Source organism: Janthinobacterium sp. LPB2021202312-11-4 (genome assembly GCF_037049705.1).
Taxonomy (GTDB): domain Bacteria; phylum Pseudomonadota; class Gammaproteobacteria; order Pseudomonadales; family Pseudomonadaceae; genus Aquipseudomonas.
In genome coordinates, this window is sequence record NZ_JBAGKV010000028.1 from 1 (window position 1) to 23,974 (window position 23,974).

At 60.4% G+C, this 23,974-nt stretch carries 22 protein-coding genes; 11 read left to right on the forward strand and 11 right to left on the reverse strand.

What is annotated here, in order from left to right; translation table 11 throughout:
• Positions 1 to 34: 34 nt before the first annotated feature.
• Positions 35 to 580: a cytochrome b gene (locus tag V5E99_RS24425; RefSeq protein ID WP_499804796.1), complete on the reverse strand. Its 546-nt coding sequence runs from the start codon at positions 578 to 580 to the stop codon at positions 35 to 37.
• A 136-nt stretch (positions 581 to 716) separates the two neighbouring features.
• On the opposite strand from V5E99_RS24425, the gene V5E99_RS24430 reads away from it, so the two are divergent.
• The 3 genes from V5E99_RS24430 (at position 717) to nudC (ending at position 3,347) form a co-directional block, all read left to right on the forward strand.
• Positions 717 to 1,490 carry a class I SAM-dependent methyltransferase gene (locus tag V5E99_RS24430; protein WP_499804797.1) on the forward strand — a complete coding sequence of 258 codons (774 nt, stop codon included), beginning with the start codon at positions 717 to 719 and terminating at the stop codon, positions 1,488 to 1,490.
• A gap of 207 nt (positions 1,491 to 1,697) precedes the next feature.
• Positions 1,698 to 2,510, forward strand: a complete 813-nt coding sequence (locus tag V5E99_RS24435) for a crotonase/enoyl-CoA hydratase family protein (RefSeq protein ID WP_499804798.1) — start codon at positions 1,698 to 1,700, stop codon at positions 2,508 to 2,510.
• 6 nt (positions 2,511 to 2,516) lie between these two features.
• The gene (gene nudC, locus V5E99_RS24440) at positions 2,517 to 3,347 is read left to right on the forward strand and encodes an NAD(+) diphosphatase (protein WP_499804799.1); all 831 of its coding nucleotides are present in this window, start codon (positions 2,517 to 2,519) and stop codon (positions 3,345 to 3,347) included.
• Here nudC and V5E99_RS24445 read toward each other — a convergent pair.
• Positions 3,315 to 4,094, reverse strand: coding sequence for a TSUP family transporter (locus tag V5E99_RS24445; protein ID WP_499804800.1), 780 nt, complete (start codon positions 4,092 to 4,094; stop codon positions 3,315 to 3,317). The genes nudC and V5E99_RS24445 overlap by 33 nt on opposite strands.
• Before the next feature lie 209 nt (positions 4,095 to 4,303).
• The gene (locus V5E99_RS24450; protein WP_499804801.1) at positions 4,304 to 5,545 is read right to left on the reverse strand and encodes an acyl-CoA dehydrogenase family protein; all 1,242 of its coding nucleotides are present in this window, start codon (positions 5,543 to 5,545) and stop codon (positions 4,304 to 4,306) included.
• Between the two features lie 348 nt (positions 5,546 to 5,893).
• Here V5E99_RS24450 and sfnG point away from each other — a divergent pair, with 348 nt between their 5' ends.
• Positions 5,894 to 6,988 (forward strand): dimethylsulfone monooxygenase SfnG, encoded by a 1,095-nt coding sequence (gene sfnG / locus V5E99_RS24455; RefSeq protein WP_499804802.1) that lies wholly within the window; start codon positions 5,894 to 5,896, stop codon positions 6,986 to 6,988.
• A gap of 128 nt (positions 6,989 to 7,116) precedes the next feature.
• Here the strand turns inward: sfnG and V5E99_RS24460 are convergent, their stop codons facing one another.
• Complete coding sequence (locus V5E99_RS24460; RefSeq protein WP_499804803.1) at positions 7,117 to 7,596, reverse strand: nuclear transport factor 2 family protein; 480 nt, start codon at positions 7,594 to 7,596, stop codon at positions 7,117 to 7,119.
• A 57-nt stretch (positions 7,597 to 7,653) separates the two neighbouring features.
• Positions 7,654 to 8,385, reverse strand: coding sequence for a TetR/AcrR family transcriptional regulator (locus tag V5E99_RS24465; protein WP_499804804.1), 732 nt, complete (start codon positions 8,383 to 8,385; stop codon positions 7,654 to 7,656).
• A gap of 50 nt (positions 8,386 to 8,435) precedes the next feature.
• Between V5E99_RS24465 and pssA the strand changes: the two genes are divergently transcribed.
• Positions 8,436 to 9,779 carry a CDP-diacylglycerol--serine O-phosphatidyltransferase gene (pssA, locus tag V5E99_RS24470; RefSeq protein ID WP_499804805.1) on the forward strand — a complete coding sequence of 448 codons (1,344 nt, stop codon included), beginning with the start codon at positions 8,436 to 8,438 and terminating at the stop codon, positions 9,777 to 9,779.
• 97 nt (positions 9,780 to 9,876) lie between these two features.
• Here the strand turns inward: pssA and efeO (V5E99_RS24475) are convergent, their stop codons facing one another.
• From efeO (V5E99_RS24475) to efeU, 4 genes are read right to left on the reverse strand one after another with little or no spacing between them, the layout of a single operon-like run.
• Positions 9,877 to 10,701: an iron uptake system protein EfeO gene (gene efeO, locus V5E99_RS24475; RefSeq protein WP_499804806.1), complete on the reverse strand. Its 825-nt coding sequence runs from the start codon at positions 10,699 to 10,701 to the stop codon at positions 9,877 to 9,879.
• Between the two features lie 30 nt (positions 10,702 to 10,731).
• A complete protein-coding gene (gene efeB / locus V5E99_RS24480; protein WP_499804807.1) occupies positions 10,732 to 12,027 on the reverse strand; it encodes an iron uptake transporter deferrochelatase/peroxidase subunit in 1,296 nt (431 codons plus the stop codon).
• Between the two features lie 18 nt (positions 12,028 to 12,045).
• Positions 12,046 to 13,245 (reverse strand): iron uptake system protein EfeO, encoded by a 1,200-nt coding sequence (gene efeO, locus V5E99_RS24485; RefSeq protein ID WP_499804808.1) that lies wholly within the window; start codon positions 13,243 to 13,245, stop codon positions 12,046 to 12,048.
• Positions 13,246 to 13,253: 8 nt separating this feature from the next.
• Positions 13,254 to 14,093: an iron uptake transporter permease EfeU gene (gene efeU / locus V5E99_RS24490; protein ID WP_499804809.1), complete on the reverse strand. Its 840-nt coding sequence runs from the start codon at positions 14,091 to 14,093 to the stop codon at positions 13,254 to 13,256.
• Between the two features lie 404 nt (positions 14,094 to 14,497).
• Here efeU and V5E99_RS24495 point away from each other — a divergent pair, with 404 nt between their 5' ends.
• The 6 genes from V5E99_RS24495 (at position 14,498) to V5E99_RS24520 (ending at position 21,566) form a co-directional block, all read left to right on the forward strand.
• On the forward strand, positions 14,498 to 15,514 hold the full coding sequence (locus V5E99_RS24495) for an AraC family transcriptional regulator (protein ID WP_499804810.1): 1,017 nt from the start codon (positions 14,498 to 14,500) through the stop codon (positions 15,512 to 15,514).
• 244 nt (positions 15,515 to 15,758) lie between these two features.
• Positions 15,759 to 17,423: an AMP-binding protein gene (locus V5E99_RS24500; RefSeq protein ID WP_499804811.1), complete on the forward strand. Its 1,665-nt coding sequence runs from the start codon at positions 15,759 to 15,761 to the stop codon at positions 17,421 to 17,423.
• 16 nt (positions 17,424 to 17,439) lie between these two features.
• The gene (locus tag V5E99_RS24505; protein WP_499804812.1) at positions 17,440 to 18,201 is read left to right on the forward strand and encodes an SDR family NAD(P)-dependent oxidoreductase; all 762 of its coding nucleotides are present in this window, start codon (positions 17,440 to 17,442) and stop codon (positions 18,199 to 18,201) included.
• Positions 18,202 to 18,213: 12 nt separating this feature from the next.
• Positions 18,214 to 19,407 carry an acetyl-CoA C-acyltransferase gene (locus V5E99_RS24510; protein WP_499804813.1) on the forward strand — a complete coding sequence of 398 codons (1,194 nt, stop codon included), beginning with the start codon at positions 18,214 to 18,216 and terminating at the stop codon, positions 19,405 to 19,407.
• A 129-nt stretch (positions 19,408 to 19,536) separates the two neighbouring features.
• Positions 19,537 to 20,664, forward strand: a complete 1,128-nt coding sequence (locus V5E99_RS24515; RefSeq protein ID WP_499804814.1) for an acyl-CoA dehydrogenase — start codon at positions 19,537 to 19,539, stop codon at positions 20,662 to 20,664.
• Between the two features lie 128 nt (positions 20,665 to 20,792).
• Entirely contained in the window at positions 20,793 to 21,566 is a 774-nt protein-coding gene (locus tag V5E99_RS24520; RefSeq protein WP_499804815.1) for an enoyl-CoA hydratase, read from the forward strand.
• A 119-nt stretch (positions 21,567 to 21,685) separates the two neighbouring features.
• On the opposite strand, the gene V5E99_RS24525 is transcribed toward V5E99_RS24520, so the two are convergent.
• Together V5E99_RS24525 and V5E99_RS24530 are read right to left on the reverse strand one after the other, a co-directional pair.
• Positions 21,686 to 22,837 (reverse strand): acyl-CoA dehydrogenase family protein, encoded by a 1,152-nt coding sequence (locus V5E99_RS24525; RefSeq protein WP_499804816.1) that lies wholly within the window; start codon positions 22,835 to 22,837, stop codon positions 21,686 to 21,688.
• 3 nt (positions 22,838 to 22,840) lie between these two features.
• Positions 22,841 to 23,947, reverse strand: coding sequence for an enoyl-CoA hydratase/isomerase family protein (locus V5E99_RS24530; protein ID WP_499804817.1), 1,107 nt, complete (start codon positions 23,945 to 23,947; stop codon positions 22,841 to 22,843).
• Between the last annotated feature and the right edge of the window lie 27 nt (positions 23,948 to 23,974).

The window sequence follows — 23,974 nt, forward strand, 5'->3', positions numbered from 1 at the left end:
CTAGAGAACACCGGGGGCCGGGTTTTTATTCGATTCAGTACGAATCGCGCCCCGGCAGCATCCGGCGCAATGTGCCGTCCCGCAGACCGTAATGGTGAATCAGCGCCATCACCGCGTGTACCCCGGCCAGAATGATGATGACCCAAGCCACTTGCTCATGCAGACCGCCGAACACCGACTTCATGCTTTTATCAAAAGTCATCAGGGTTGGGACATCGAACAGCCCAAAGAAGTTGAACGGTTCGCCCTGGGCCCAGCGAAACAGAAAACCCAGCACGATCTGGCTCAACAGCAGCAGATACAGCGCCAAATGGGCAGTTTTAGCGGCAATGTTCATGACGCCTTTATTAATCGGCGGCAGTCGGCGGCCACGGGACAGGCGCCAGAACAACCGACCGATGACAATCACCGCCAGCAGGATGCCGCAGGATATGTGCACCGATTGCAGCCCTTTGCGCAGCGGCGTGCCCTTGGCCAGTTGATCCCAGATCAGTGCACTGGAGAACAGGAAAATCACCAACGCGGCGGTGAGCCAATGCAGGCTCATGGTCAGGCGATCGTAACGTGTCGGAGTGTTCATGGGCTTTCCTTATGGGCGATGGGCAGTGAACACCGCTGTGTGAACAATTATTCATTTCTTTGTGCGGTTCTTTGCACGGAAAGCATTAAGCCAGACGCTATGCTCGACAGCATTGATGTGTATCGGGAGAACTGCCATGAGAGAACACATTCACCATGCTGCCGCCGATGGCTACAAAACCGGCGCCGACACCTACGTGCGCGGCCGCCCGGATTATCCGCCGCAAGTGGCCGATTGGCTAACAGGCACATTGGGCTTGAATGACGACAAAACCGTGATCGACCTCGGCGCCGGCACCGGCAAGTTCACCGGACGGTTGGTTGCTACCGGGGCGCAGGTGATTGCCGTCGAGCCGGTACCGGAAATGCTTGAGAAATTGTCCGCCGCTTATCCTGATGTGCTGGCGGTCAGCGGCACCGCCACCGACTTGCCGCTGCCGGATGCTTCGGTGGATGTGGTGGTGTGCGCCCAGGCCTTCCACTGGTTCGCCAGCCCGCAAGCGCTGACTGAAATAGCCCGTGTACTCAAACCGGGTGGCAAGTTGGGCCTGGTGTGGAACCTGCGCGATACCCGGGTCAGTTGGGTGCCGAAACTGGATGCGATCGTCAATGCACTGGAGGGCGATACCCCGCGCTTCTACACCGGTGCCTGGCGCCTGGCCTTTCCGCACAAGGCGTTTGGGCCGTTGCAGGCGCAGCATTTTGGTCATGAACATACGGGGTCGCCGGAAGATGTGATTTTCAATCGGGTGCGGTCCACCAGTTTTATTGCGGCGTTGCCCCAGGCTCAGCGAGACAACGTGGATGCGCAGATGCGGGCGCTAATCGAGAGTGAGCCGGCGTTGCGGGGCAAGGATGTGATTACGGTGCCTTATGTGACGGCGGCGTTTGTGGCGGTGAAGGGCAGTTAAATCGGCAGTGCGGTCCTTCGCGAGCAAGCTTCGCTCCTACATAGGGATGCGATCCCCTGTAGGAGCGAAGCTTGCTCGCGAAGAGGCCCGCCCAGACAACAGAGAACTCAAGCCAGTCCCGCATTTGGCCGAACCACTGCCTTATCCCACCCGCGATGTCTTGTTATAGTTCCGGCCTCATTTTCTGCCCGGTCAAGGATCACTGCCATGTCTCAGTACACCGCGTTCACCGTCGAACTCGCCGACAAAATCGCCCATGTGCAGATCAACCGTCCAGACAAGATCAACTCGATGAACGCCGCGTTCTGGAGTGAGATCATCGAGATTTTCCGTTGGATCGACGACACCGACGACGTGCGGGTGGTGGTCCTGAGCGGTGCCGGCAAACACTTTTCCTCGGGCATCGACCTGATGATGCTCGCCGGCGTGGCCAACGAACTGGGCAAGGACGTCGGCCGCAACGCGCGCCTGTTGCGCCGCAAGATCCTGTCCCTGCAAGCCTCGTTCAATGCCGTCGACAACTGCCGCAAACCGGTGCTCGCGGCCATTCAGGGCTACTGCCTGGGCGGCGCTATTGACCTGATCTCGGCCTGTGACATGCGTTACGCCGCCGAAGACGCGCAATTCTCGATCAAGGAAATCGACATCGGCATGGCCGCCGACGTCGGCACCTTGCAACGCTTGCCGCGGATCATCGGTGACGGCATGCTGCGTGAACTGGCTTACACTGGTCGCCAGTTTGGCGCCGAGGAAGCGCGCGGCATGGGCCTGGTCAATCGCGTTTACAGCGACAACACCAGCCTGCTCGACGGCGTGATGGGCATTGCCCGCGAGATCGCCAGCAAGTCGCCGATCGCGATTACCGGTACCAAAGAGATGATCAGCTACATGCGCGACCATCGCATCGACGACGGCCTCGAATACGTCGCCACCTGGAACGCCGCCATGCTGCAATCCACCGATTTGCGCGTGGCCATGGCCGCCCATATGAGCAAACAGAAACCCGAATTTCTGGACTGATTAACCATGACTTCACGCTGGACCACCGCAGTACTGGACACCGATCAACCCGGCGGCTGGGCCGTGGCACGCAGCCCCGAAGGCTTTCTGTTCGATGACAACGGCGCGCTGTTCCCCCGGGAATGGCTCAAGCGCCAGGACTTGTCGATCCTTGCCGAACACGGCATCGGTCATCTCGATGGCGAACCGGTGTACCTGATCGAGTTGCGCAGCCACAGCGAAGTGCCCGGCTGCAACTGGAAGGGCCTGCGGGCGTTCATGCTCGAAGGCGATCACACGGTTTACCGGATTCTCGGTTACGCCGCGCAGATCGGCACCTGGTACCGCGAACACCGCTTTTGCGGCAATTGCGGGCAGGCGACCCAGCAGGTTTTCCGTGAGCGGGCGATGTATTGCGAGCCCTGCGACATTCGCTATTACCCGCGAATTTCGCCGAGCATGATCGTACTGGTGACCCGTGGTGATGAAGTGTTGCTGGCGCGTTCGCCACGCTTCGTTACCGGGGTCTATAGCACGTTGGCGGGGTTTGCCGAACCGGGTGAGTCGGCCGAGGAATGCCTGATTCGCGAGGTCCGCGAAGAGGTGCAGATCGAGGTCAAGAACATCCAGTACATGGGCAGCCAGTGCTGGCCGTTCCCGCATTCGATGATGTTGGGGTTTCACGCCGAATATGCCGGTGGCGAGATCGTCTGTCAGGAGGACGAGATCGAGGACGCCCAATGGTTCAACGTCCACGCGATGCCGCCATTGCCGGCGTCGCGCTCGATTGCCCGTTACCTGATCGATGTCTACCTGGCGCGGCGCTTAGGCCACGCTGAACCAGTGTTGCCAGGCTAACCGCACGGTCAAACCAAGCACCACGGTGATGAACACCGGGCGAATGAATTTGGCTCCGCCGCTGATGGCGGAGCGTGCACCGAAGAACGCACCGACCATCACCGACAGGCCCATGCTCAGGCCGATCACCCAATCCACCTGCCCGGAAAACACAAACACCGACAGCGCCGCAATGTTGCTGACGAAGTTCATGCTGCGGGCCACACCGCTGGCCTTCACCAGGTCGATGGGGTACATCAGCAGGCTGCTGACGGTCCAGAATGCACCCGTGCCAGGACCGGCCACGCCGTCATAGAAGCCGAGGCCGAAGCCCTGGGTCGATTGCCACTTTTTCTTGATCGGCGCGTCGCTGTCCAGCGGCGCTTTTGGCGTGCCGCCGAACAACAGGTAGACGCCACAGGCGAAGACGATCACCGGAAGCATCTTGTTCAGCCATTCTGCCGGCAGGTAATGCGCAACCACAGCGCCGGTCAGCGCGCCGACCAACGTACCGACGATGGCGTGCACCCATTGCCGTGGGTGGAACAGCTTGCGGCGGTAGAAGGTGAAACTGGCGGTGGCCGAGCCGAAGGTCGAACTCAGTTTGTTGGTGCCCAGCACCAGGTGCGGTGGCAGCCCGGCGGTCAGCAGGGCAGGTGTGGTCAACAGACCGCCACCGCCGGCAATGGCGTCGATGAAGCCGGCAATGAAAGCAACGACGGCCAGAATGGCCAGGGTGGTGAGGTCAACGCTGAGTTCGAAAGGCATGGAATCGGCTTAATTCGGCATGGCGCAGAAAGGGCTGCGGGGAAGGCCGGTATCTTACCCATATCCATCTTCGGCGGCGACCGGTCTGGCCCCACCCCCCGTAGGAGCTGTCGAGTGAAACGAGGCTGCGATCTTTTGATCTTGTCTTTTAAAAGCAAAATCAAAAGATCGCAGCCTTCGGCAGCTCCTACGGGTATGGCGTTCGGCCTTTAGTTTTTGCGCTCAGGCCCATTCCCGATCTGCCACACAAACGGCGGCTCGGTTCCGTTGATCACCCAATCCCCAATAATCCGCGCCTTGTAGATCACCGGGTTGTGCGACGACACGGTCCGCGCATTACGCCAATGCCGGTCGAGGGATTTACCCTGGCGAATATCCGAAGCCCCCAGCGCATTGAACAACTCTGTGGTCGCACGCTGAATCAACTCAGTCACCACCACTTGCGCCTTGGCCGATTCGATTTCCGCCGCGACATTCGCCGCTTGCTCCAACGCCTCATCACCGGAAAAACGCGCCTCGTAAGCGCGTTGCGCCGGTTGCGCAGCCTTCAACGCGCTGGCCTCGGCGGCATACACCAGCGCCGCGATTTCACCGACCACTTGCTGCACCTGCGCATCCTGGCTGACGTGCGGGGCATTGCCATGGCTGTAGATGCGTTTGCGCTCGCGCACTTGATGCGCCACATCACGCAGCGCCGCGCGGCCGATCCCCGCCAGCGACGCGAGCAAGACCAATTGATAGAACGCGGTCTGGTATTTGAAGCGGGTGGCGAAGTCGATGATGTTTTCGGCGTCCACCTCGGCATCGATAAACCGCGATGTACCGCTGCCGGTGGTGCGCTGGCCGAAACCGTCCCAGTCATCGCTCTGCACAATGCCGGGTTGGCGGGTGCGCACGGCGGCGATCACGTCGCCGCCGGTGTCGCTGCGCTGGGCGTAGACGTCGATCCAGTCGGAGAAAATGCTGCCGGTGCTGTAGAACTTCTCACCGTTGAGCCGCCATTGATCGCCATGGGGCGAGACTTTGGTAATGACGTCGCCGATGGTCACGCTGCCGATTTCGGTCCAGGCGCAACCGACAATGTCGCCCGCCACGAAACGTTTGAACCAGACATCCCGTGCCGGCCCGGGCGCGGCGTTGAGGCGGTCTTCGGCAAACGCGAAGTGCCCGCGAAAGGCCTGGGGTACGTTGGAATCGGCTTCGGCCAGTTCGATCAGCAATTCAAACAACTGCGGCACCGAAGCACCGCCACCGCCATATTCCACCGGCACCCGCACCGCGCCAAAACCGGCTTCCTTGAGCCACTGGATGGGTTCATACGGCAGGCTGCGGGTTTGTTCGCGCTCAACGGCGCCGGCGGCGATGCGCTCGAAGATCGGCCGAAAACGCGCGGCTAGCGCTTCATAGTCGGTGCCGGTGGAAAGGGGGTTGATTACCTGGTGGTCGGTCATAGGGACAGCTCCTGAATCGGCAGTGGAAGGCTTTACCTCTGCCGGGAGCGATTGCACGGTCCATGCCGAAGCTCGCCGCCCCGTATTTGCTGAGTCGCGCCGATGATGCGATGGCTTCAACTGTTGCCCAGCCAACAGCGCAGCAACAAATTGCCCCCCACACATACCCCGTAGGAGCTGCCGAAGGCTGCGATCTTTTGATTTTGCCCTTAAAAAGCAAGATCAAAAGATCGCAGCCTTCGGCAGCTCCTACGGGGTTTCGTGGTGTTTAAGCGACTGCGGGGGCTCAGCACTGGCACGGTTGCTGCTCTTGTCCAAAGACTTCCCAAAAGTCCCGAGGACAAACCAATGAGTCAGCAAGCCGTCAAATTTGCCTACTGGGTGCCGAACGTCAGCGGCGGGCTGGTGGTCAGCAAGATCGAACAACGCACCCACTGGGGTATCGACTACAACCGCAAACTGGCGCAACTGGCCGAAGAGGCGGGGTTCGAATACGCCCTGACCCAGATTCGCTTCACCGCCGGCTACGGCGCCGAGTTCCAGCATGAATCGGTAGCCTTCAGCCACGCATTGCTGGCCGCCACCACCAAACTCAAAGTGATCGCAGCGATCCTGCCCGGGCCATGGCAACCGGCGCTGGCGGCCAAACAACTGGCGACCATCGATCAACTGACCAATGGCCGGATCGCGGTCAATATCGTCAGTGGCTGGTTCAAAGGTGAATTCCAGGCCATCGGCGAACACTGGCTGGAGCACGACGAACGCTATCGCCGTTCCGAAGAATTCATTCGCTCGCTCAAGGGCATCTGGAGTCAGGACAACTTCACCTTCCGTGGCGACTTCTATCGCTTCGACAACTACAGCCTCAAGCCAAAACCACTGGGCCAGCCGGAAATTTTCCAGGGCGGCAGTTCCCGTGCGGCCCGGGACATGGCGGCGCGCGTATCGGATTGGTACTTCACCAACGGCAACACCCCGGAAGGCATCAAGGCCCAGGTTGATGACATTCGAACCAAGGCAGCGGCGAACAATCATTCGGTGAAAGTCGGGGTCAACGCGTTTGTCATCGCCCGCGACACCGAAGAAGAGGCGCGTGCGGTGCTGGCACAGATCATCGATCAAGCCGATCCGGAAGCGGTGAATGCTTTTGGCGATGCGGCGAAGCAGGCGGGCAAGGCGTCACCGGAAGGCGAGGGCAACTGGGCCAAGTCGACATTCGAGGATCTGGTGCAGTACAACGACGGCTTCAAGACCAACCTGATCGGCACGCCGCAGCAGATTGCCGAGCGCATCGTGGCGTTGAAAGCGGTGGGCGTGGATCTGGTGCTGGCGGGATTCCTGCACTTCCAGGAAGAAGTGGAGTATTTCGGCAAACGCGTGCTGCCGTTGGTGCGTGAGCTTGAGGCCAAGGCCGGCGTGAAGCCGCAAGCCGCCGTCGCCTAAACACCACAACACCCCGTAGGAGCTGCCGAGTGAAACGAGGCTGCGATCTTTTGATCTTGCCCTTAAAAAGCAAAATCATCGCAGCCTTCGGCAGCTCCTACAGGGGGAATCATTTCAATTCAGGCAATTTATAGGCCGAGGTCGGACAAACCCGGATGATCATCCGGACGACGCCCCAGCGGCCAATGGAATTTACGCTCGCTTTCCTTGATCGGCAGGTCGTTGATGCAGGCGAAGCGGTTGGCCATCAAACCGTTTTCATCGAACTCCCAGTTTTCATTGCCATAGGAACGGAACCAATTGCCCGAGTCGTCGTGCCATTCGTAGGCGTAGCGCACGGCGATGCGGTTACCGGTGAAGGCCCAGAGTTCCTTGATCAGCCGGTAGTCCAGTTCCTTGGCCCATTTGCGGGTCAGGAAACCCTTGGCTTCTTCACGGTTGTTGGCGAACTCGGCGCGGTTACGCCATTTGGTATCCAGGGTGTAGGCGAGGGACACGCGTTCCGGGTCGCGGGAGTTCCAGCCGTCTTCGGCCAAGCGAACTTTTTGAATAGCGGTTTCACGGGTGAATGGCGGTAATGGCGGACGAACTTCGGCATTAGATGACATTTGAATGTCTCCTTCTCAAAGTAAAGTTCAAACAAGTTGTCGAGCTTGATTAAGCGGCTACAGGTCCAATAACTTTCGCGACATGCATTGCGCATTATCGGCGGCACTGTGATCACCCATCACAAGCGCAACGGTGATGGCCCCGTCGATCAGGATCAGCAGCTGTCTGGCCAGCGTCTCGGGATCGGTAGCGCCATGTTCGGTGCAAAGCTCGCGCACGTAGTCGAGCAGTTTCTGTTTATGTTCTTTGGCCACCAGGCGAACCGGGTCCTGCGGGTCGCCGGTTTCGCCGCTGGTGTTGATAAAGGCGCAGCCGCGAAAGCCGTCGGAGTCGAACCAGGCCTTGAGCACGGTAAACAGATTGAGCAGGCGGTCAGCCGGGGTCGGCGCCTTGTCGACTTCGGTTCTGTACCAGTTCATCCAGCGCACATCGCGACGTTGCAAAGCCGCGACGGTGAGCTCCTCCTTATTGGCGAAGTAGCGGTAAATGCTCTTTCTGGAGACGCCGGCGGTTTTCACCAGAAGATCCATGCCGGTGGCGGCGATGCCACTTTTGTAGATCAACTTTTCGGTGACATCCAGAATGATGTTGCGTGTGTCGTTGCTGGTGATTTCGTTCATGTGGTGAACAGTAGAACGATCGTTCTCCTTGGTCAAGCGGATATTTTTATCGCCAGTTAAATCGCCATCGCGGGCAAGCCTCGCTCCTACAGGGGAATGCGCTCCAATGTAGGAGCAAGGCTTGCCCGCGATGGCGCCATTACAGACAGTAACAAGACCCAAACCCATCCATGGTGTAAGCTCTCGGGTTCTTCGGATTCGACCTTTTTGCGAGCCTTATGCCGTCGCTTTTCAAACGCTCTCTGCTGCCCAAACTGCGCAGTTTTCCGCTGACCGCCGATGCCGTCACCATTCTGTCCGGCGCGGCCGAATACCGTCGTTGCCTGCTGGAAAAAATCGCCCAGGCCACCCAGCGCATTTACATCGTCGCGCTGTACCTGCAGCAGGACGAAGCCGGCCAGGAAATCCTCGATGCCTTGCACGCCGCCAAACTGGCGCGTCCTGAATTGGACGTGGTAGTGGTGGTCGACTGGCTGCGCGCCCAGCGCGGCTTGATTGGCGCCGGCAAGCAGCCGGGCAACTCGGCCTGGTATCAGGAAATGACCCGCACCCACGCCAGCGAAGTGCCGGTGTACGGCGTGCCGGTGCAGACCCGTGAGCTGTTCGGCGTGCTGCACTTGAAGGGTTTTGTGATCGACGATTGCGTGATCTACAGCGGCGCGAGCCTGAACAACGTTTATTTGCACAAATTCGACAAGTACCGCTACGACCGTTATCACCTGCTACAGAACAGCGCGCTGGCCGACTCCATGCAGCACCTGATCCAGCACGGTTTGATCGCCTCCAAAGCGGTGCATCGCCTCGACCTGCCGAACCTGCCGACCACTCGCAGCCTGCGCAACGACATCGGCGACCTGCGCAGCCGTCTCAAGCACGCAACCTACGACACCACGGCGGGTAGCACCGACAAGAGCGGCCTGTCGGTCAGTCCGTTGCTCGGGGTCGGCAAGAACAACCCGCTGAGCCGGGTGATCTGCGAGTTGATCGCCAGCGCCCAGCATCAACTGACGATCTGCACGCCTTACTTCAACCTGCCATTGGCGGTGACCCGGGAAATCAACCGGGCCCTGGCCCGTGGGGTGAAGATCGACATCATCGTCGGCGACAAGACCGCCAACGACTTCTACATCCCGCCGACCGAGCCGTTCAAGGTGATCGCCGCGCTGCCGTACCTCTACGAGATCAGCCTGCGCCGCTTCGCCAAGCGCCATCAGCACAATATCGACAGCGGCCAGTTGAACCTGCATTTGTGGCGTGACGGCGACAACACCTATCACCTCAAGGGCATGTGGGTCGATCAGCGCTACACCTTGCTGACCGGCAACAACCTCAACCCGCGGGCGTTCCGTCTCGATCTGGAAAACGCTTTGCTGATCGATGACCCGAAAAGCGAGCTGATGGAACCCCGTCGCAAAGAGCTGGCGGAAATCTTCGAAAACACCCGGCGCATCGAGCGTTACCTGGATCTGGAAACCCTGCCGGAATACCCGGGGGCGGTGGCCAAGTTTCTCAAGCGGGTGAGTCGAGTGCGGATTGAGCGATTGCTCTACCGGATGTTGTAAGCCCCAAAAGCAAAAGATCGCAGCCTCCGGCAGCGCCTACACCGATTTCTGTAGGAGCTGCCGAAGGCTGCGATCTTTTTACAAACAACGCCGATATTTAGTTCAGACCCAACTTGCCACGCAGTGTCGACAGATCTTCAGCCAAGGTGTTAACCGGGCCAACCAGCGCCTTACGGTCAGCTTCTTTCACCTTGTCATACGTCTCGAAACCGCCATCCTTGGTTTTGTACTTCGCCAGGATCTTGTTCACAGCAGCAAAGTTCTTGTCGACTTTGGCGATGAAGGCTTTGTCCTGCTTTTCGATCTGCGGACGGAACAGGTCGACGATTTTCTTCGCGCCGTCGATGTTGCCCTGGAAGTCATACAGGTCGGTGTGGCTGTAGCGATCTTCTTCACCGGAGATCTTGGTCGCGGCCACTTCTTCAAGCAGCGCAGCGGCACCGCCCACCACTTTCTCAGGCGGGAAGGTCAGGCCGGCCACGCGGGTTTGCAGGTCTTTGACATCGCCGTTCAGCTTGTCAGCCAGGGCGCCCAGGTCCTTGGTGCTCTTTTCCGAGAACAGCGAGTACTCGATGCGGTGGAAACCGGTGAAGTCTTCGGCTTTCACGCCTTTTTCGTGGTCGTCGACACGGGAGTCGATGGACGCATCCAGATCACTGAACAGCTCGGCAATCGGCTCGATCGACTCGTAATAAACGCGGGTCGGAGCGTAGAGTTTTTGCGCGGTGGCCAGGTCGCCTTTTTTCACGGCGTCGGTGAACGCCTGGGTGTGGCTGCCCAGTTCTTCCAGTTGCTCGGTGACGTAGATCTTGTAGTCCGAGACCGGCCCCACCAGATCCAGCGGCGCCGTCGCCGCGAAAGCCGAAAACGGGGTGTTGAGCAAGCCAAGGGTCAGCATTAAAGCGAGTGGCGACTTTTTCATGGGACGGTTCCGTGGGGGTTGTTGTGTTTGTTAAACAGCAGTTTTGGGTTGTGTGGCGTTCAGCAGCGAGCGACCAATGAAATCCTTGTCGCCCGTCACACCCGGCAATGTGAAGAAGTACCCGCCGCCCACTGGCTTGAGGTATTCCTCCAACGGCTCGCCGTTGAGTCGGGTTTGTACGGTGATAAAGCCTTTTTCCAGGTCGGCCTGGTAGCAGATGAACAGCAGGCCCATTTCGAGCTGGCCGTTCTTGTTCACGCCGTTGGAGTAGTTGAACGGCCGACGCAGGATCAGGTTGGCTTGCGTGGCAGCGGTGCGCGGGTTGGCCAGGCGGATGTGTGCGTCAAGCTTGATCAGCTTGCCTTCCGGGTCCTTGGCGTAGTCCGGGACCTGGGTTTCGTGCTCGCCGCCCATCGGTGCGCCGGTGCTCTTGACCCGGCCGAGGATGCTTTCCTGTTCTTGCAGGGGTGTGCGGTCCCAGCGTTCAACGAAGTTGCGGATGATCCGCACCGCTTGATAACTGCCATTGGCGGCCCAGGCCGGTTCGTCGCTGCCCGGTTGCACCCAGACGATGGTGTCCATGGTCTTGGCGTCGTTGGAGTCCGGGTTGGCCGAGCCATCGCGAAAGCCGAGGAAATTGCGCGCGCTCTGCGCCGGCACGCCGGGTTTGGCCGGGGCTTGCGGGGGCACGCTGCCTTCCTGTTTCCAGCGCACCAGCAGCAGGTCCGGCAGGTTTTTCACGATGTCGCGCAGGGCGTGGATGTTGGTGTCGGTGGTGTTGGAGCAGAACTGCAAGCTCAAGTCACCGTGGCAGCAATCGGCTTCCAGCGCGTCATTGGGGAAACCGACCATGCGGATCAGGCGCTTGGGTTTGGCGCTGGCCAGGCCGAAACGCTCGTCGAACAGCGATTCGCCGACCGACACGGTGATGGTCAGGTTATCCGGGGTGACCACCGGGCCGAGGATGCCCGAATCCACGGGCGGCAGTTTCGGATCGACTTGCGTGACCGCGCCGCCCTTCATCAGGAACGCGATGCGCTCGTTGAGGGTGCGGAACAGCCGCTCCAGGTCTTCACGATCACTGGCCAATACGTCGAAGGACACCAACATGCCCGACGCCGGGCGTGGGGTGACGATCCCGGTCTGGTGCTTGCCATAAAAGTCGTGGCGATCTTCGGTCTTGTCGCTGCTCGGTGCTTCGGTGACTTGGCTTGAGGCGGCCATCGCCGGGCAGCTCAACGCGCTGCCGGCCAACGCAACACCGGCGGCGCCCATGCCCATCAATACGCGGCGACGCTGGGCGGAAAACTGTTCTAAATCTTTCATGTAAAAGTCGTCTTCTGCTTACAGGCCGGAAAGGCCAAGGGCGGGGTCGATTCCATCGAGTACGTCGGCCAGAGCCTTGGCCTTGTCAGCGATCTGTTTGCGCTGCTCGGCACTGACCGTGTCGTAGCTGGCGTAGCCATCATTGACTTTGAAACCGTTGAGCTCGGCGTCGAAAGCGCTGATGGCGGCGTCGATTTTCGGCAACAGGTCGGCAGCAGACTTGGCCAGCAATGGCCGCAACAGATCGACGACTTTGCGCGCCGCGTCCAGATTGGCGGCGAAACCGTTCAGGTCGGTGTGGCTGTAGCGTTCTTCTTCACCGCTGCTGGCGCGCACGTCGGCGATGCTGTTGAGGTTGCGCACCACGATGCTCACCAATTGCTCCGGCGGCAGGGATTGGGCGAGCAATTGCTGCTTGAGCGTGGTGATGTCGATGATCAACTGCATGGCCACGGGCGCCAGGGCGTCGAGTTTGCGTTGTTGGAACAGGGCGTATTCGAGGCGATGGAAACCGGTGAAGGCCGAATCTTGCTCACGTTTTTCGAAGTAATCGGCGCGGGCGTTGATGGCATTGTCCAGTTCGGCCAGACGCTGGGCCGCCGGGGCGATCCGTTGATAGGCGGCGCGGGCCGGCACGTAAAGCGCCTGGGCCTGGGCCAGATCGCCGGCTTCGATGGCTTGCTTGAGGGCCGTGACGGCTTTGATCAGCGCGCTGCTTTGGCTGCTCAGGTACACGCGGAATTCCGACAGCGGGCCGATAAACGCCACCATCGACGGACGGGCCTTGGCGGCGGCATCGGAAGCGGCGGTCGGGGTCACGTGCAAGGTGCCACGCGGGTTGCTCAGCAAACCGCAGGTGATCGCGTAATCGCCGGGCGCCAGGTTAGCGTTGATCACCTGGCTCAGGCCCGGGGCGATGTTCTCCCGTTCTTCGACCACCAGCACGCCGTCGAGGATTTCCCATTCCACTGCACGGTCCGAGCGGTTGACGATGCGGAAACTCGCACGCCCGGCCGGGACCGTCAGCGCGTTCGGCTCGCAGCTTTTAGGGTGAATGTTCACCACGACTTCATCGTGGTTGGTCTGGCGCTTTTCGGCGGCTATTTTCGAGGCGTAATAGAACAGGCCACCGGCGGCGATCATCACGATCACCGAACCGGCCACCGCCCAGCGCAGCGCGCGGGGAGGGGAGGCCACGGGAGGAGTAGGCGTTGACATGAATGCCCTTACTGGCTGGAAACGGAAGAAGATTGCTTGGCGGGCGCGGGAGCCGGAAGAAAGAACATCACCAGCGCGAACATCAGATAAATGAGATACGCCCCAAGGGTGCTGACGGTTGGCGCGTCCTGATAACCGAACATGCCGGCCAGCACCGAGCCCAACGGGCCGTCCATCGGCAGCGTGGCGCTGAAGTCGAAAAGCACGGTTTGCAGGTGATTCCAGACGCCCGCTTCATGCAGGGCCTGCACCGAGTTGGAAAGGATGCCGGCGGCCACCACCAGGATGAACAGGCCAGTCCAGCGGAAGAACGCGCTGAGGTTCAGACGCATGCTGCCGGTGTAGATCAGGAAACCGACGATGATCGCCAGGATCAGGCCGAGCAGGGCGCCAATCGGTGCCGCCGGACCTTCGCTTTGCTGGAACACTGCGAGCAGGAAGAACACCGTCTCCAGACCTTCCCGGGCCACGGCGAAAAACACCATGGCGATCAACGCCGTGACCTGGTGCTTGGAGCCCGCCAGGGCGTGATCGAGGGACACGTGCAGGGAGTGCTTGATCGAACGCGCCACTTTGCGCATCCAGAACACCATCGAACTGAGGATGCCCACGGCGACCAGGCCAACGATGCCTTCGAACAGTTCCTGTTGTTTCTGCGGGAATTCGGCGCTCATCAGTTCCAGGCCACCGCCGACCAACAAGGCCAGCGCGGCGGCGAGAAACACGCCAATCCACACGGCGGGCATCCACTGGCCACGGCCGGTTTGCTTGAGGTAGCTGGCGATAATGCCGACGATCAACGCCGCTTCAATGCCTTCGCGCAGCATGATCAGAAAGGGAACAAGCATTCAGCACCGTGACGTCGTTAGAGAGGATGCTAATTTGTAACATAATGACACTCATTCTCAAACGACGCAGATTGACTTTTATCTGAACCTAAGCTGAACGGCCCAAAATCACCTCGCCCTTTGTGGGTGCGGGCTTGCTCGCGAAGGGGTCGTATCAGTCAACAGAGATGTTGAATGTGCCGGCCTCTTCGCGAGCAAGCTTCGCTCCTACAGGTTTGCAGGATGACCACAAATTTGTGATCGACTCAAATCCATGTAGGAGAGAGGCTTGCCCGCGAAGGCGGTGTGCCATTCAAATAAATGCTGACTGACACGGCCCCTTCGCGAGCAAGCCCGCTCCCACAGGGCTATGCGCTGGGCTAATATGCCCGTCACTTGAACAAGAACCGGGCTCGCCACACTCAATGTCGGAAAAAGACACCATCGCCATTCAACTGGTGCGTGAAGCGCTGTTGCAAAGCTGCGCCCCGGGTGCCGCCACGGAAGAGGTGTTGCACAAGGTCGGCATCGATCCGGCGCTGTTGTTGACCACCAACGCCCGCGTCCCGGCCACTGCCTATGCGCGTTTGTGGCGCCTGCTGGCCCGGCGCGGTGACGACGAGTTTTTCGGCATGGACCCGCGCCAGCTCAAATCCGGCAGCCTTGCGTTTTTATGCCGTTGCGCCATGGTCCAGCCGAACCTCGCCGCCGGCCTGACCTCGGGCCTGAGCTTTCTGTCATTGATGCTCGAACACCTGCCCGCGCAACTGGTGCGCCAGCAAAGCCTGGCCGAAATTGTGCTGCTGGAAGACGACCAGGACCCGCGCCGGGCCTTCACCTATTTCACCTACTGGATGATCGTTCACGGCGTCGCCTGCTGGCTGGCGGGGCGGCGGATTCCGATCCTGGCCATCGAACTGCGCTGCCCGGCGCCGGATTTTTGCGATGACTATCAGGTGATGTTCTCCGAGAACTTGCGCTTCGACCGGCCGCGCACCCGGATGATCTTCGCCGCCGATTGCCTCGACCTGCCGATCAAGCGCAGCCCCGAAGAACTCAAGCGCTTCCTCGCCCATGCGCCGGCCAACATCCTGGTCAAATACCGCGACCCGGAAAGCCTCGCCAGCCGAATCAAACATGACCTGCGCCAACTGCCCGCCGAGCACTGGCCGGAAACCGAAGCCCTGGCGCAGCAACTGTGCATGTCGGCCTCGACCCTGCGCCGCCGTTTGGCCGAGGAAGGGCAGACCTGGCAGGGGCTGAAGGATAGCGTGCGCAAGGAACTGGCCATCGTCTGGCTGGCGGAACCGGCCATCAGCTTTGCCGAGATTGCCGCGCGCCTGGGCTTTGCCGATGCGAGTTCGTTCTACAAGGCGTTTCGCAAGTGGTCGGGGACCAATCCGGGGCATTACCGCAGCCTGATCCTCAACGAACCCGATTAGCGAAGTCCGTTGCCCTGTAGGAGCTGCCGAAGGCTGCGATCTTTTGATCTTGATTTTAAGAAGCAAGATCAAAAGATCGCAGCCTTCGGCAGCTCCTACGGGGCGCCAGGTAAACATTGGCCTTGGCCAAACCAGTCACGCAACTTGATAGCTTTGACCATTGCCGCACCCACCGCGCAGCGCGAGTATTCCTGTGTTAATTACGGTTCCCCCAACCTAATAAAAATACAGAGGGATTCTGGCAATGCGCGATTACTTGTCTGCTACTTCACAGTTCGATTACCAGCACACCGTTGATGCCGCGCTGGCCGGCGATTTGACGGCGCTTAACGCTTGCGTCGAGTGTTGCGACCGCCATGCATTGCCAGGGCGCATCGCGCTGTTCTGGGAAGGTCGGGACGGCGCCAGCGCAACGTACACCTTCAGCGACTTGCAGGACAAAGCCGCGCGTTTGGCCAATTTCCTCCTCGCCCAAGGCGTGCAGAAAGGCGACAAGGTTGCCGGCCTGCTGCCACGCAACATTGAATTGCTGATCACCGTGTTTGCCACCTGGCGTATCGGCGCGGTTTATCAGCCGCTGTTCACCGCGTTTGGCCCGAAAGCCCTAGAGCACCGCTTGAGCAGCTCCGGCGCCAAAGTGGTGGTGACCGACGCGGTTAATCGGCCGAAACTCGCGGAAGTCGCCGATTGCCCGACCATCGTCACCGTCGGCGGCGCCAAAGGGCAGGGCATCGTCCGTGGCGATTACAGCTTCTGGGCGGAACTGGCCAATTATTCCCCTGACTGCGAACCGGTCATGTTGACGGGCGAAGACCCGTTCCTGCTGATGTTCACCTCAGGCACCACTGGCCCGTCGAAAGCGTTGTCGGTGCCGCTCAAGGCCATCGTCGCCTTCCAGAGCTACACCCGCGATGCGGTGGATTTGCGCCCGGAAGACGCATTCTGGAACGTCGCTGACCCAGGTTGGGCCTATGGCATCTATTTCGGCGTGACCGGGCCGATGTCGATGGGGCACCCGATCACTTTCTACGATGGCCCGTTCACCCTCGAAAGCACCTGCCGGGTGATCAACAAATACAACATCACCAACCTGACCGGTTCGCCGACGGCTTATCGCCTGCTGATTGCCGGTGGGAACGAATTCGCCAAGTCGATCAAAGGCAAGTTGCGCATCGTCAGCAGTGCCGGTGAGCCGCTGAACCCGGAAGTGATCCGCTGGTTCGCCGACAACCTCGATGTGGTCATTCACGACCATTACGGCCAGACCGAACTGGGCATGGTGCTGTGCAACCACCATGGCCTCGAGCACCCGATTCACATGGGCGCCGCCGGGTTTGCCTCGCCCGGCCATCGCATCGTGGTACTTGACGATGACTACAAGGAACTCGGCGTCGGCCAGCCGGGCATCCTGGCTATCGACCGCACCCAGTCACCGATGTGCTGGTTCAACGGCTACGAAGGCGCGCCGACCAAAGCTTTTGTCGGCAACTATTACCTGAGCGGCGATACCGTCGAGTGGAACCCGGACGGCAGCATCAGTTTCGTTGGTCGCAGCGATGATGTGATCACCACCTCCGGCTACCGCGTTGGCCCGTTCGACGTCGAAAGTGCGCTGATCGAACACCCGGCCGTGATCGAAGCGGCCGTGGTCGGCAAACCCGACCCGGAGCGCACCGAACTGGTGAAAGCCTTCGTGGTGATTTGCGAGCAATACCGCGCCACGCCGGAGCTGGCCGAAGAGTTGCGCCAACACGTGCGCAAGCGTCTGGCCGCGCACTCGTACCCCCGTGAAATCGAATTTGTCAGCGAATTGCCGAAAACCCCAAGCGGCAAATTGCAGCGCTTTATCTTGCGCAACCAGGAAATCGCCAAGGCTCAAGAGGCCGCGGCTCACAAAGCTTCTGCTTGAATCGAAGGAAACAATGATGCAGATCGAAAACAAGGTTTTTCTCGTCACGGGTGGTGCGTCCGGCCTGGGCGCTGCCACGGCTGAAATGCTGGTGGCTGCCGGCGCCAACGTGATGCTGGTGGACATGAACGCCGAAGCCGTTGCGGCCCAGGCTGAACGTCTCGGCGCGCACAGCGTGGTGGCGGACATCAGCAACGAAGCTGCCGCCGAAGCCGCTGTGGCCGCGACGGTGAAAGCCTTCGGTGGCCTGCACGGTCTGGTGAATTGCGCCGGCATCGTGCGTGGCGAGAAGATCCTCGGCAAGACCGGCCCCCACGCCTTGGCCAGTTTCAGCCAAGTGATCAACGTTAACCTGATCGGCAGCTTCAACATGTTGCGCCTGGCCGCTGCGGCCATCGCGGAAACCGAAGCGGATGCCGGCGGTGAACGCGGGGTGATCATCAACACCGCATCCGCAGCGGCTTACGACGGCCAGATCGGCCAGGCTGCCTACGCTGCATCGAAAGGCGCCATCGTCAGCCTGACCTTGCCCGCCGCCCGTGAACTGGCGCGCTTCGGCATCCGCGTAATGACCATCGCCCCCGGCATTTTTGAAACGCCGATGATGGCCGGCATGACCGAGGAAGTTCGCGCCTCCCTGGCCGCTGGCGTACCGTTCCCGCCGCGTCTTGGCAAACCGGCCGAGTACGCCGCGCTGGTCAGGCATATCATTGAAAACAGCATGCTCAACGGCGAGGTGATCCGTCTCGACGGTGCCTTGCGTATGGCCGCCAAGTAAGGAGGATTTGTCATGAGCCTTTCCAACGATCCGATTGTTATTGTCAGCGCCGTCCGCACCCCGATGGGTGGCTTCCAGGGCGAACTGAAAAGCCTGACCGCGCCGCAACTCGGTGCTGCGGCGATCAAGGCTGCGGTTGAACGGGCCGGTGTGGCCTCCGACGCGGTCGACGAAGTGCTGTTCGGTTGTGTGTTGCCCGCCGGCCTCGGCCAGGCGCCTGCGCGTCAGGCTGCACTGGGCGCCGGGCTGGATAAATCGACCCGTTGCACCACCGTGAACAAAATGTGCGGTTCCGGCATGGAAACCACCATCCTGGCCCACGACATGCTGGTGGCCGGCAGTGCCGAGGTGGTGATCGCCGGCGGCATGGAAAGCATGTCCAACTCGCCGTACCTGCTGGACCGCGCCCGTAGCGGTTACCGCATGGGCCATGGTCGAGTGCTGGATTCGATGTTCCTCGACGGCCTCGAAGACGCCTACGACAAGGGCCGTCTGATGGGCACCTTCGCCGAGGATTGTGCCGAGGCGAACGGCTTCACCCGCGAAGCCCAGGACGAATTCGCGATTGCATCGACGATGCGGGCGCAGCAGGCGATCAAGGACGGCAGTTTCAAGGCTGAAATCGTGCCGCTGACCGTCACCGTTGGCAAAGAACAGGTGCTGATCAGCAATGACGAACAGCCACCGAAAGCCAAACTCGACAAAATCACCTCACTGAAACCGGCGTTCCGCGAGGGCGGTACGGTGACGGCGGCCAACTCCAGCTCGATCTCCGATGGCGCGGCGGCATTGGTGTTGATGCGTCGCTCCGAAGCCGATAAACGCGGGCTCAAACCACTGGCAGTGATCCATGGCCACGCCGCGTTTGCCGATACCCCGGGCCTGTTTCCGGTCGCTCCAGTCGGCGCGATCAAGAAGCTGATGAAGAAAACCGGCTGGTCCCTGGATGAAGTCGAGTTGTTCGAAATCAACGAGGCGTTCGCCGTGGTCAGCCTGGTGACCATGAGCAAACTGGAAATCCCTCACGAGAAGGTCAACATCCACGGCGGTGCTTGCGCCTTGGGCCACCCGATTGGCGCGTCCGGCGCGCGAATCCTCGTGACCTTGCTCTCGGCCCTGCGCCAGAAAGGCCTGACACGCGGCGTTGCAGCGATCTGCATCGGCGGCGGCGAAGCCACGGCCATGGCTGTTGAATGCCTGTACTGAGGCTCGCGCAACCCCCGTAGGAGCTGTCGAGTGAAACGAGGCTGCGATCTTTGACCCTAAAAATCACAATCAAAAGATCGCAGGCTCCGCCAGCTCCTACGGGGGCAATGACATTTTTAAGGATTGCCCATGATTCCCAATGACGAACAACTTCAGATCAGCGAAGCCGCCCGGCAATTTGCCCAGGAGCGGCTGAAACCGTTCGCCGCCGAGTGGGACCGTGAGCATCGTTTCCCCAAAGAGGCCATCGGTGAAATGGCCGAGCTGGGCTTTTTCGGCATGTTGGTGCCCGAAGAGTGGGGCGGCTGTGACACCGGTTACCTGGCCTACGCCATGGCCCTGGAAGAAATCGCTGCGGGCGATGGCGCCTGCTCGACCATCATGAGCGTGCACAACTCGGTGGGTTGCGTGCCGATCCTCAAATACGGCACCGACGACCAGAAGGAACGCTTCCTCAAGCCGTTGGCCAGCGGCTCGATGCTCGGCGCCTTTGCCCTGACCGAACCCCAGGCCGGCTCCGACGCCAGCGGCTTGAAAACCCGTGCGCGTCTGGAAGGCGATCACTACGTGCTCAATGGCTGCAAACAGTTCATCACCTCCGGGCAGAACGCCGGGGTGGTGATTGTCTTCGCTGTGACCGACCCGGGCGCCGGCAAACGCGGGATCACCGCGCTGATCGTACCCACCGATTCGCCGGGCTATAAAGTCGCCCGGGTCGAGGACAAACTCGGCCAGCACGCTTCTGACACCTGCCAGATCCTTTTCGAAGACGTGAAGGTCCCGGTGGCCAATCGCTTGGGCGAGGAGGGCGAAGGTTACCGAATTGCCCTGGCCAACCTTGAAGGCGGCCGTGTGGGCATCGCGTCGCAATCGGTGGGCATGGCCCGCGCCGCGTTTGAAGCGGCCCGCGACTACGCCCGTGAGCGCGAAAGTTTCGGTAAGCCGATCATCGAGCACCAGGCCGTGGCGTTCCGTTTGGCGGACATGGCCACCCAAATCGCTGTCGCCCGGCAGATGGTGCACTATGCGGCAGCCCTGCGTGACAGCGGCAAACCGGCCCTGGTCGAAGCGTCGATGGCCAAATTGTTTGCCTCGGAAATGGCCGAGAAGGTCTGCTCCGCCGCGTTGCAAACCCTCGGCGGTTACGGTTACCTGAACGACTTCCCGCTGGAGCGGATCTACCGCGACGTGCGGGTGTGCCAGATCTACGAAGGCACCAGCGATATTCAGCGCATGGTTATTTCGCGCAATCTTTAAAAGGCCCCCGGTAGGAGCTGCCGAAGGCTGCGATTTTTTGATTCTGTTTTTAAAAATCAAAGTCAAAAGATCGCAGCCTTCGGCAGCTCCTACGGGGAGCCAAGCCTTATGCAAAACAGGAGTTGTTTATGAGCTACGAAACGATTTTGTTGGACATTCACGGTCGCGTTGGCCTGATCACGCTTAACCGTCCGCAAGCGCTGAACGCGTTGAACGCGCAGATCGTCAGCGAACTGAACCACGCCCTCGATGGCCTGGAAGCCGATTCGAACATCGGCTGCATCGTGCTGACCGGCTCGAAAAAAGCCTTCGCCGCCGGTGCCGACATCAAGGAAATGGCCGAGCTGACCTACCCGCAGATCTACCTCGACGACCTGTTCAGCGACAGCGATCGCGTGGCCAACCGCCGCAAGCCGATCATTGCTGCCGTTAACGGTTTCGCCCTCGGCGGTGGCTGTGAATTGGCGTTGATGTGCGACTTCATCCTGGCCGGTGACAACGCCAGATTCGGCCAGCCGGAAATCAATCTCGGCGTGCTGCCGGGCATGGGCGGTACCCAGCGCCTGACCCGTGCGGTGGGCAAGGCCAAGGCCATGGAAATGTGCCTCAGCGGCCGTTTGATCGATGCGGTGGAAGCGGAGCGTTGCGGGATTGTCGCGCGGATCGTCCCGGCCGATGAGCTACTGGACGAAGCGCTGAAAGTCGCGGCGTTGATCGCCAAGAAATCGTTGCCGATTGCGATGATGGTCAAGGAAAGTGTCAACCGCGCATTTGAGGTGAGCCTGTCCGAAGGCGTGCGCTTTGAGCGTCGGGTGTTCCATGCGGCGTTTGCGACGCAGGATCAGAAGGAAGGGATGGCGGCGTTTATTGCCAAGCGTGAGGCCGAGTTCCAAGGCAAGTAATTCATTTGCCGTCAAAAGATCGCAGCCTTCGGCAGCTCCTACAGGTTCACGTTCAATACCGATAATCGGGTGAACGCGGCCCTTGTAGGAGCTGCCGAAGGCTGCGATCTTTTGCTTTTTTAAACCAGATAGTTTTTCAGTTCGCGAGCAATCACCATCCGCTGTATCTCGCTCGACCCTTCATAAATCTGGGTAATCCGCGCATCCCGGTAATAACGCTCCACCGGGTAATCCTCCAGATACCCATACCCGCCATGAATCTGCATCGCCGAGGAACAGACCTTCTCAGCCATCTCTGACGCAAACAACTTGGCCTGTGAAGCCTCCGACAGACACGGCTTGCCCGCACTGCGCAACCGTGCCGCATGCAGGATCAGCAACCGTGCGGCGTTCAACCGTGTGTGCATGTCCGCCAGCATATTCGCGATGCTCTGGTGTTCGTTGATCGTCTTGCCGAACTGCACCCGATCCCGGGAATAGGCCAGCGCCGCTTCAAACGCCGCCCGCGCAATGCCCAATGCCTGCGCGGCGATGCCGATGCGCCCGCCTTCAAGGTTGGAGAGGGCGATGGCCAGGCCTTTGCCGCGATCACCCAGCAGATTGGCCTCAGGAATCGTGCAGTTGCTCAGGGTGACCGCGCAGGTGTCGGAGGCGCGGATGCCCATTTTGTGTTCGGTGCGGTCAACGATGAAACCCGGGGTGTCGGTCGGCACCAGAAACGCCGAGATGCCTTTTTTGCCCAGGTCCGGGTCAGTCACGGCAAACACAATTGCCAGTTTCGCTCGCTTGCCGTTGCTGACGAATTGCTTGGCGCCGTTGATCACCCACTGGCCGTCCCGCAGTTCGGCACGGGTGCGCAGGTTGTGGGCTTCGGAACCGGCTTGCGGTTCGGTCAGGCAGAAGCAGCCGATGGCCTGACCGCTGGCCAGGTCCGGCAACCAGGTTTTTTTCTGCTCTTCGGTGCCGTAATTGAGTACCGGGCCACAGCCCACGGAGTTGTGGATGCTCATCAGCGCACCCGTGGCGCCGTCACCCGCCGAAATCTCTTCCACGGCCAGGGCGTAGGCGACGTAATCGACATAGGTGCCGCCCCATTCTTCCGGCACCACCATGCCCAGCAGGCCCAACTCACCCATCTTCGCCACCAGACCGTCGTCGATCCAGCCCGCCTTTTCCCAGGCTTGTGCATGGGGCGCGATTTCGCCACGGGCAAAGTCCCGGGCCATGTCGCGGATCATCACTTGCTCTTCGCTCAATTCGATATCGTTCATGGCTCAGTTCCCGCTCTGCTCAAAACCTGTGAAGAAACTCTCGACGTGCTCGGCGTGCAGCGCCTGCAAGGTCGGCGGGTTCCAGCGTGGCTTTTTGTCTTTGTCGATCAGCAAGGCGCGCACGCCTTCGATCAGGTCGCCCCGGTCGAACCACTGACGGTCCAGGTGCAATTCCAGGGCGAAGCATTGTTCAAGGCTCAAGTGACGACCGCGACGGAGCATCTCCAGGGTCACACCCATGGCCAGCGGCGAGCGGCTTTCGAGCAAGTCAGCGGTGGTTTTCGCCCATTCGTGACTGTCGGCAACCGTCACTTCACGCAGTTGCTCCACCATACTCGCCACGTCCGGCAGGGCGAAGAAGTGGTCGATGGCCGGGCGCAACGCAATCAAGGGTGCGTCGGGCAGTTGCTGGGTGGCGAGTTTGGCCAGCAGACCTTGCAGGTCCTTGAGCGGTGAGTCGTGCCATTCAAGCTGATCGAGATGCTCGTCCAGGGCGCCGAGTTTGTCGCTTTCCAGAAACCAGTCGGCCAAGCCGCAATACAGCGCATCGGCGGCGCGAATCTGCACGCCGCTGACGCCCAGGTAAATCCCCAGTTCGCCAGGAATCCGTGGCAGGAAGTAGCTGCCGCCCACGTCCGGGAAATAACCGATGGCCACTTCCGGCATCGCCAGGCGACTGCGTTCGGTGACGACGCGCAGATCAGCGCCTTGTACCAGACCCATGCCGCCGCCCAGTACAAAGCCGTCCATCAAGGCGAGGATCGGTTTGCGGTAGTGGTGGATGGCGAGGTCCAGGGCGTACTCCTCGACAAAGAAATCTTCGTGCAGGGTGTCGCCGTTTTTGTGGCTGTCGTACAGCGAGCGAATATCACCACCGGCGCAGAAGGCTTTTTCACCAGCACCGCGCAGTACCACGGCGTGGACCTGCGAATCCTTGGCCCAGGCATCGAGCTGATGTTGCAGGCGGCGGACCATGTTCAGGGTGATGGCGTTGAGGCCGGCGGGGCGATTGAGGGTCAGGTGGCCGATGTGGTTGCGAACCTCGGCCAGCACTTCGTTTGCCGTGGCGTCCGTGGCGTTTGCCTGCGGAGATGAAACCTGAGCAGTCATCGATAACTCCCTGCTTTTATTGTTCTT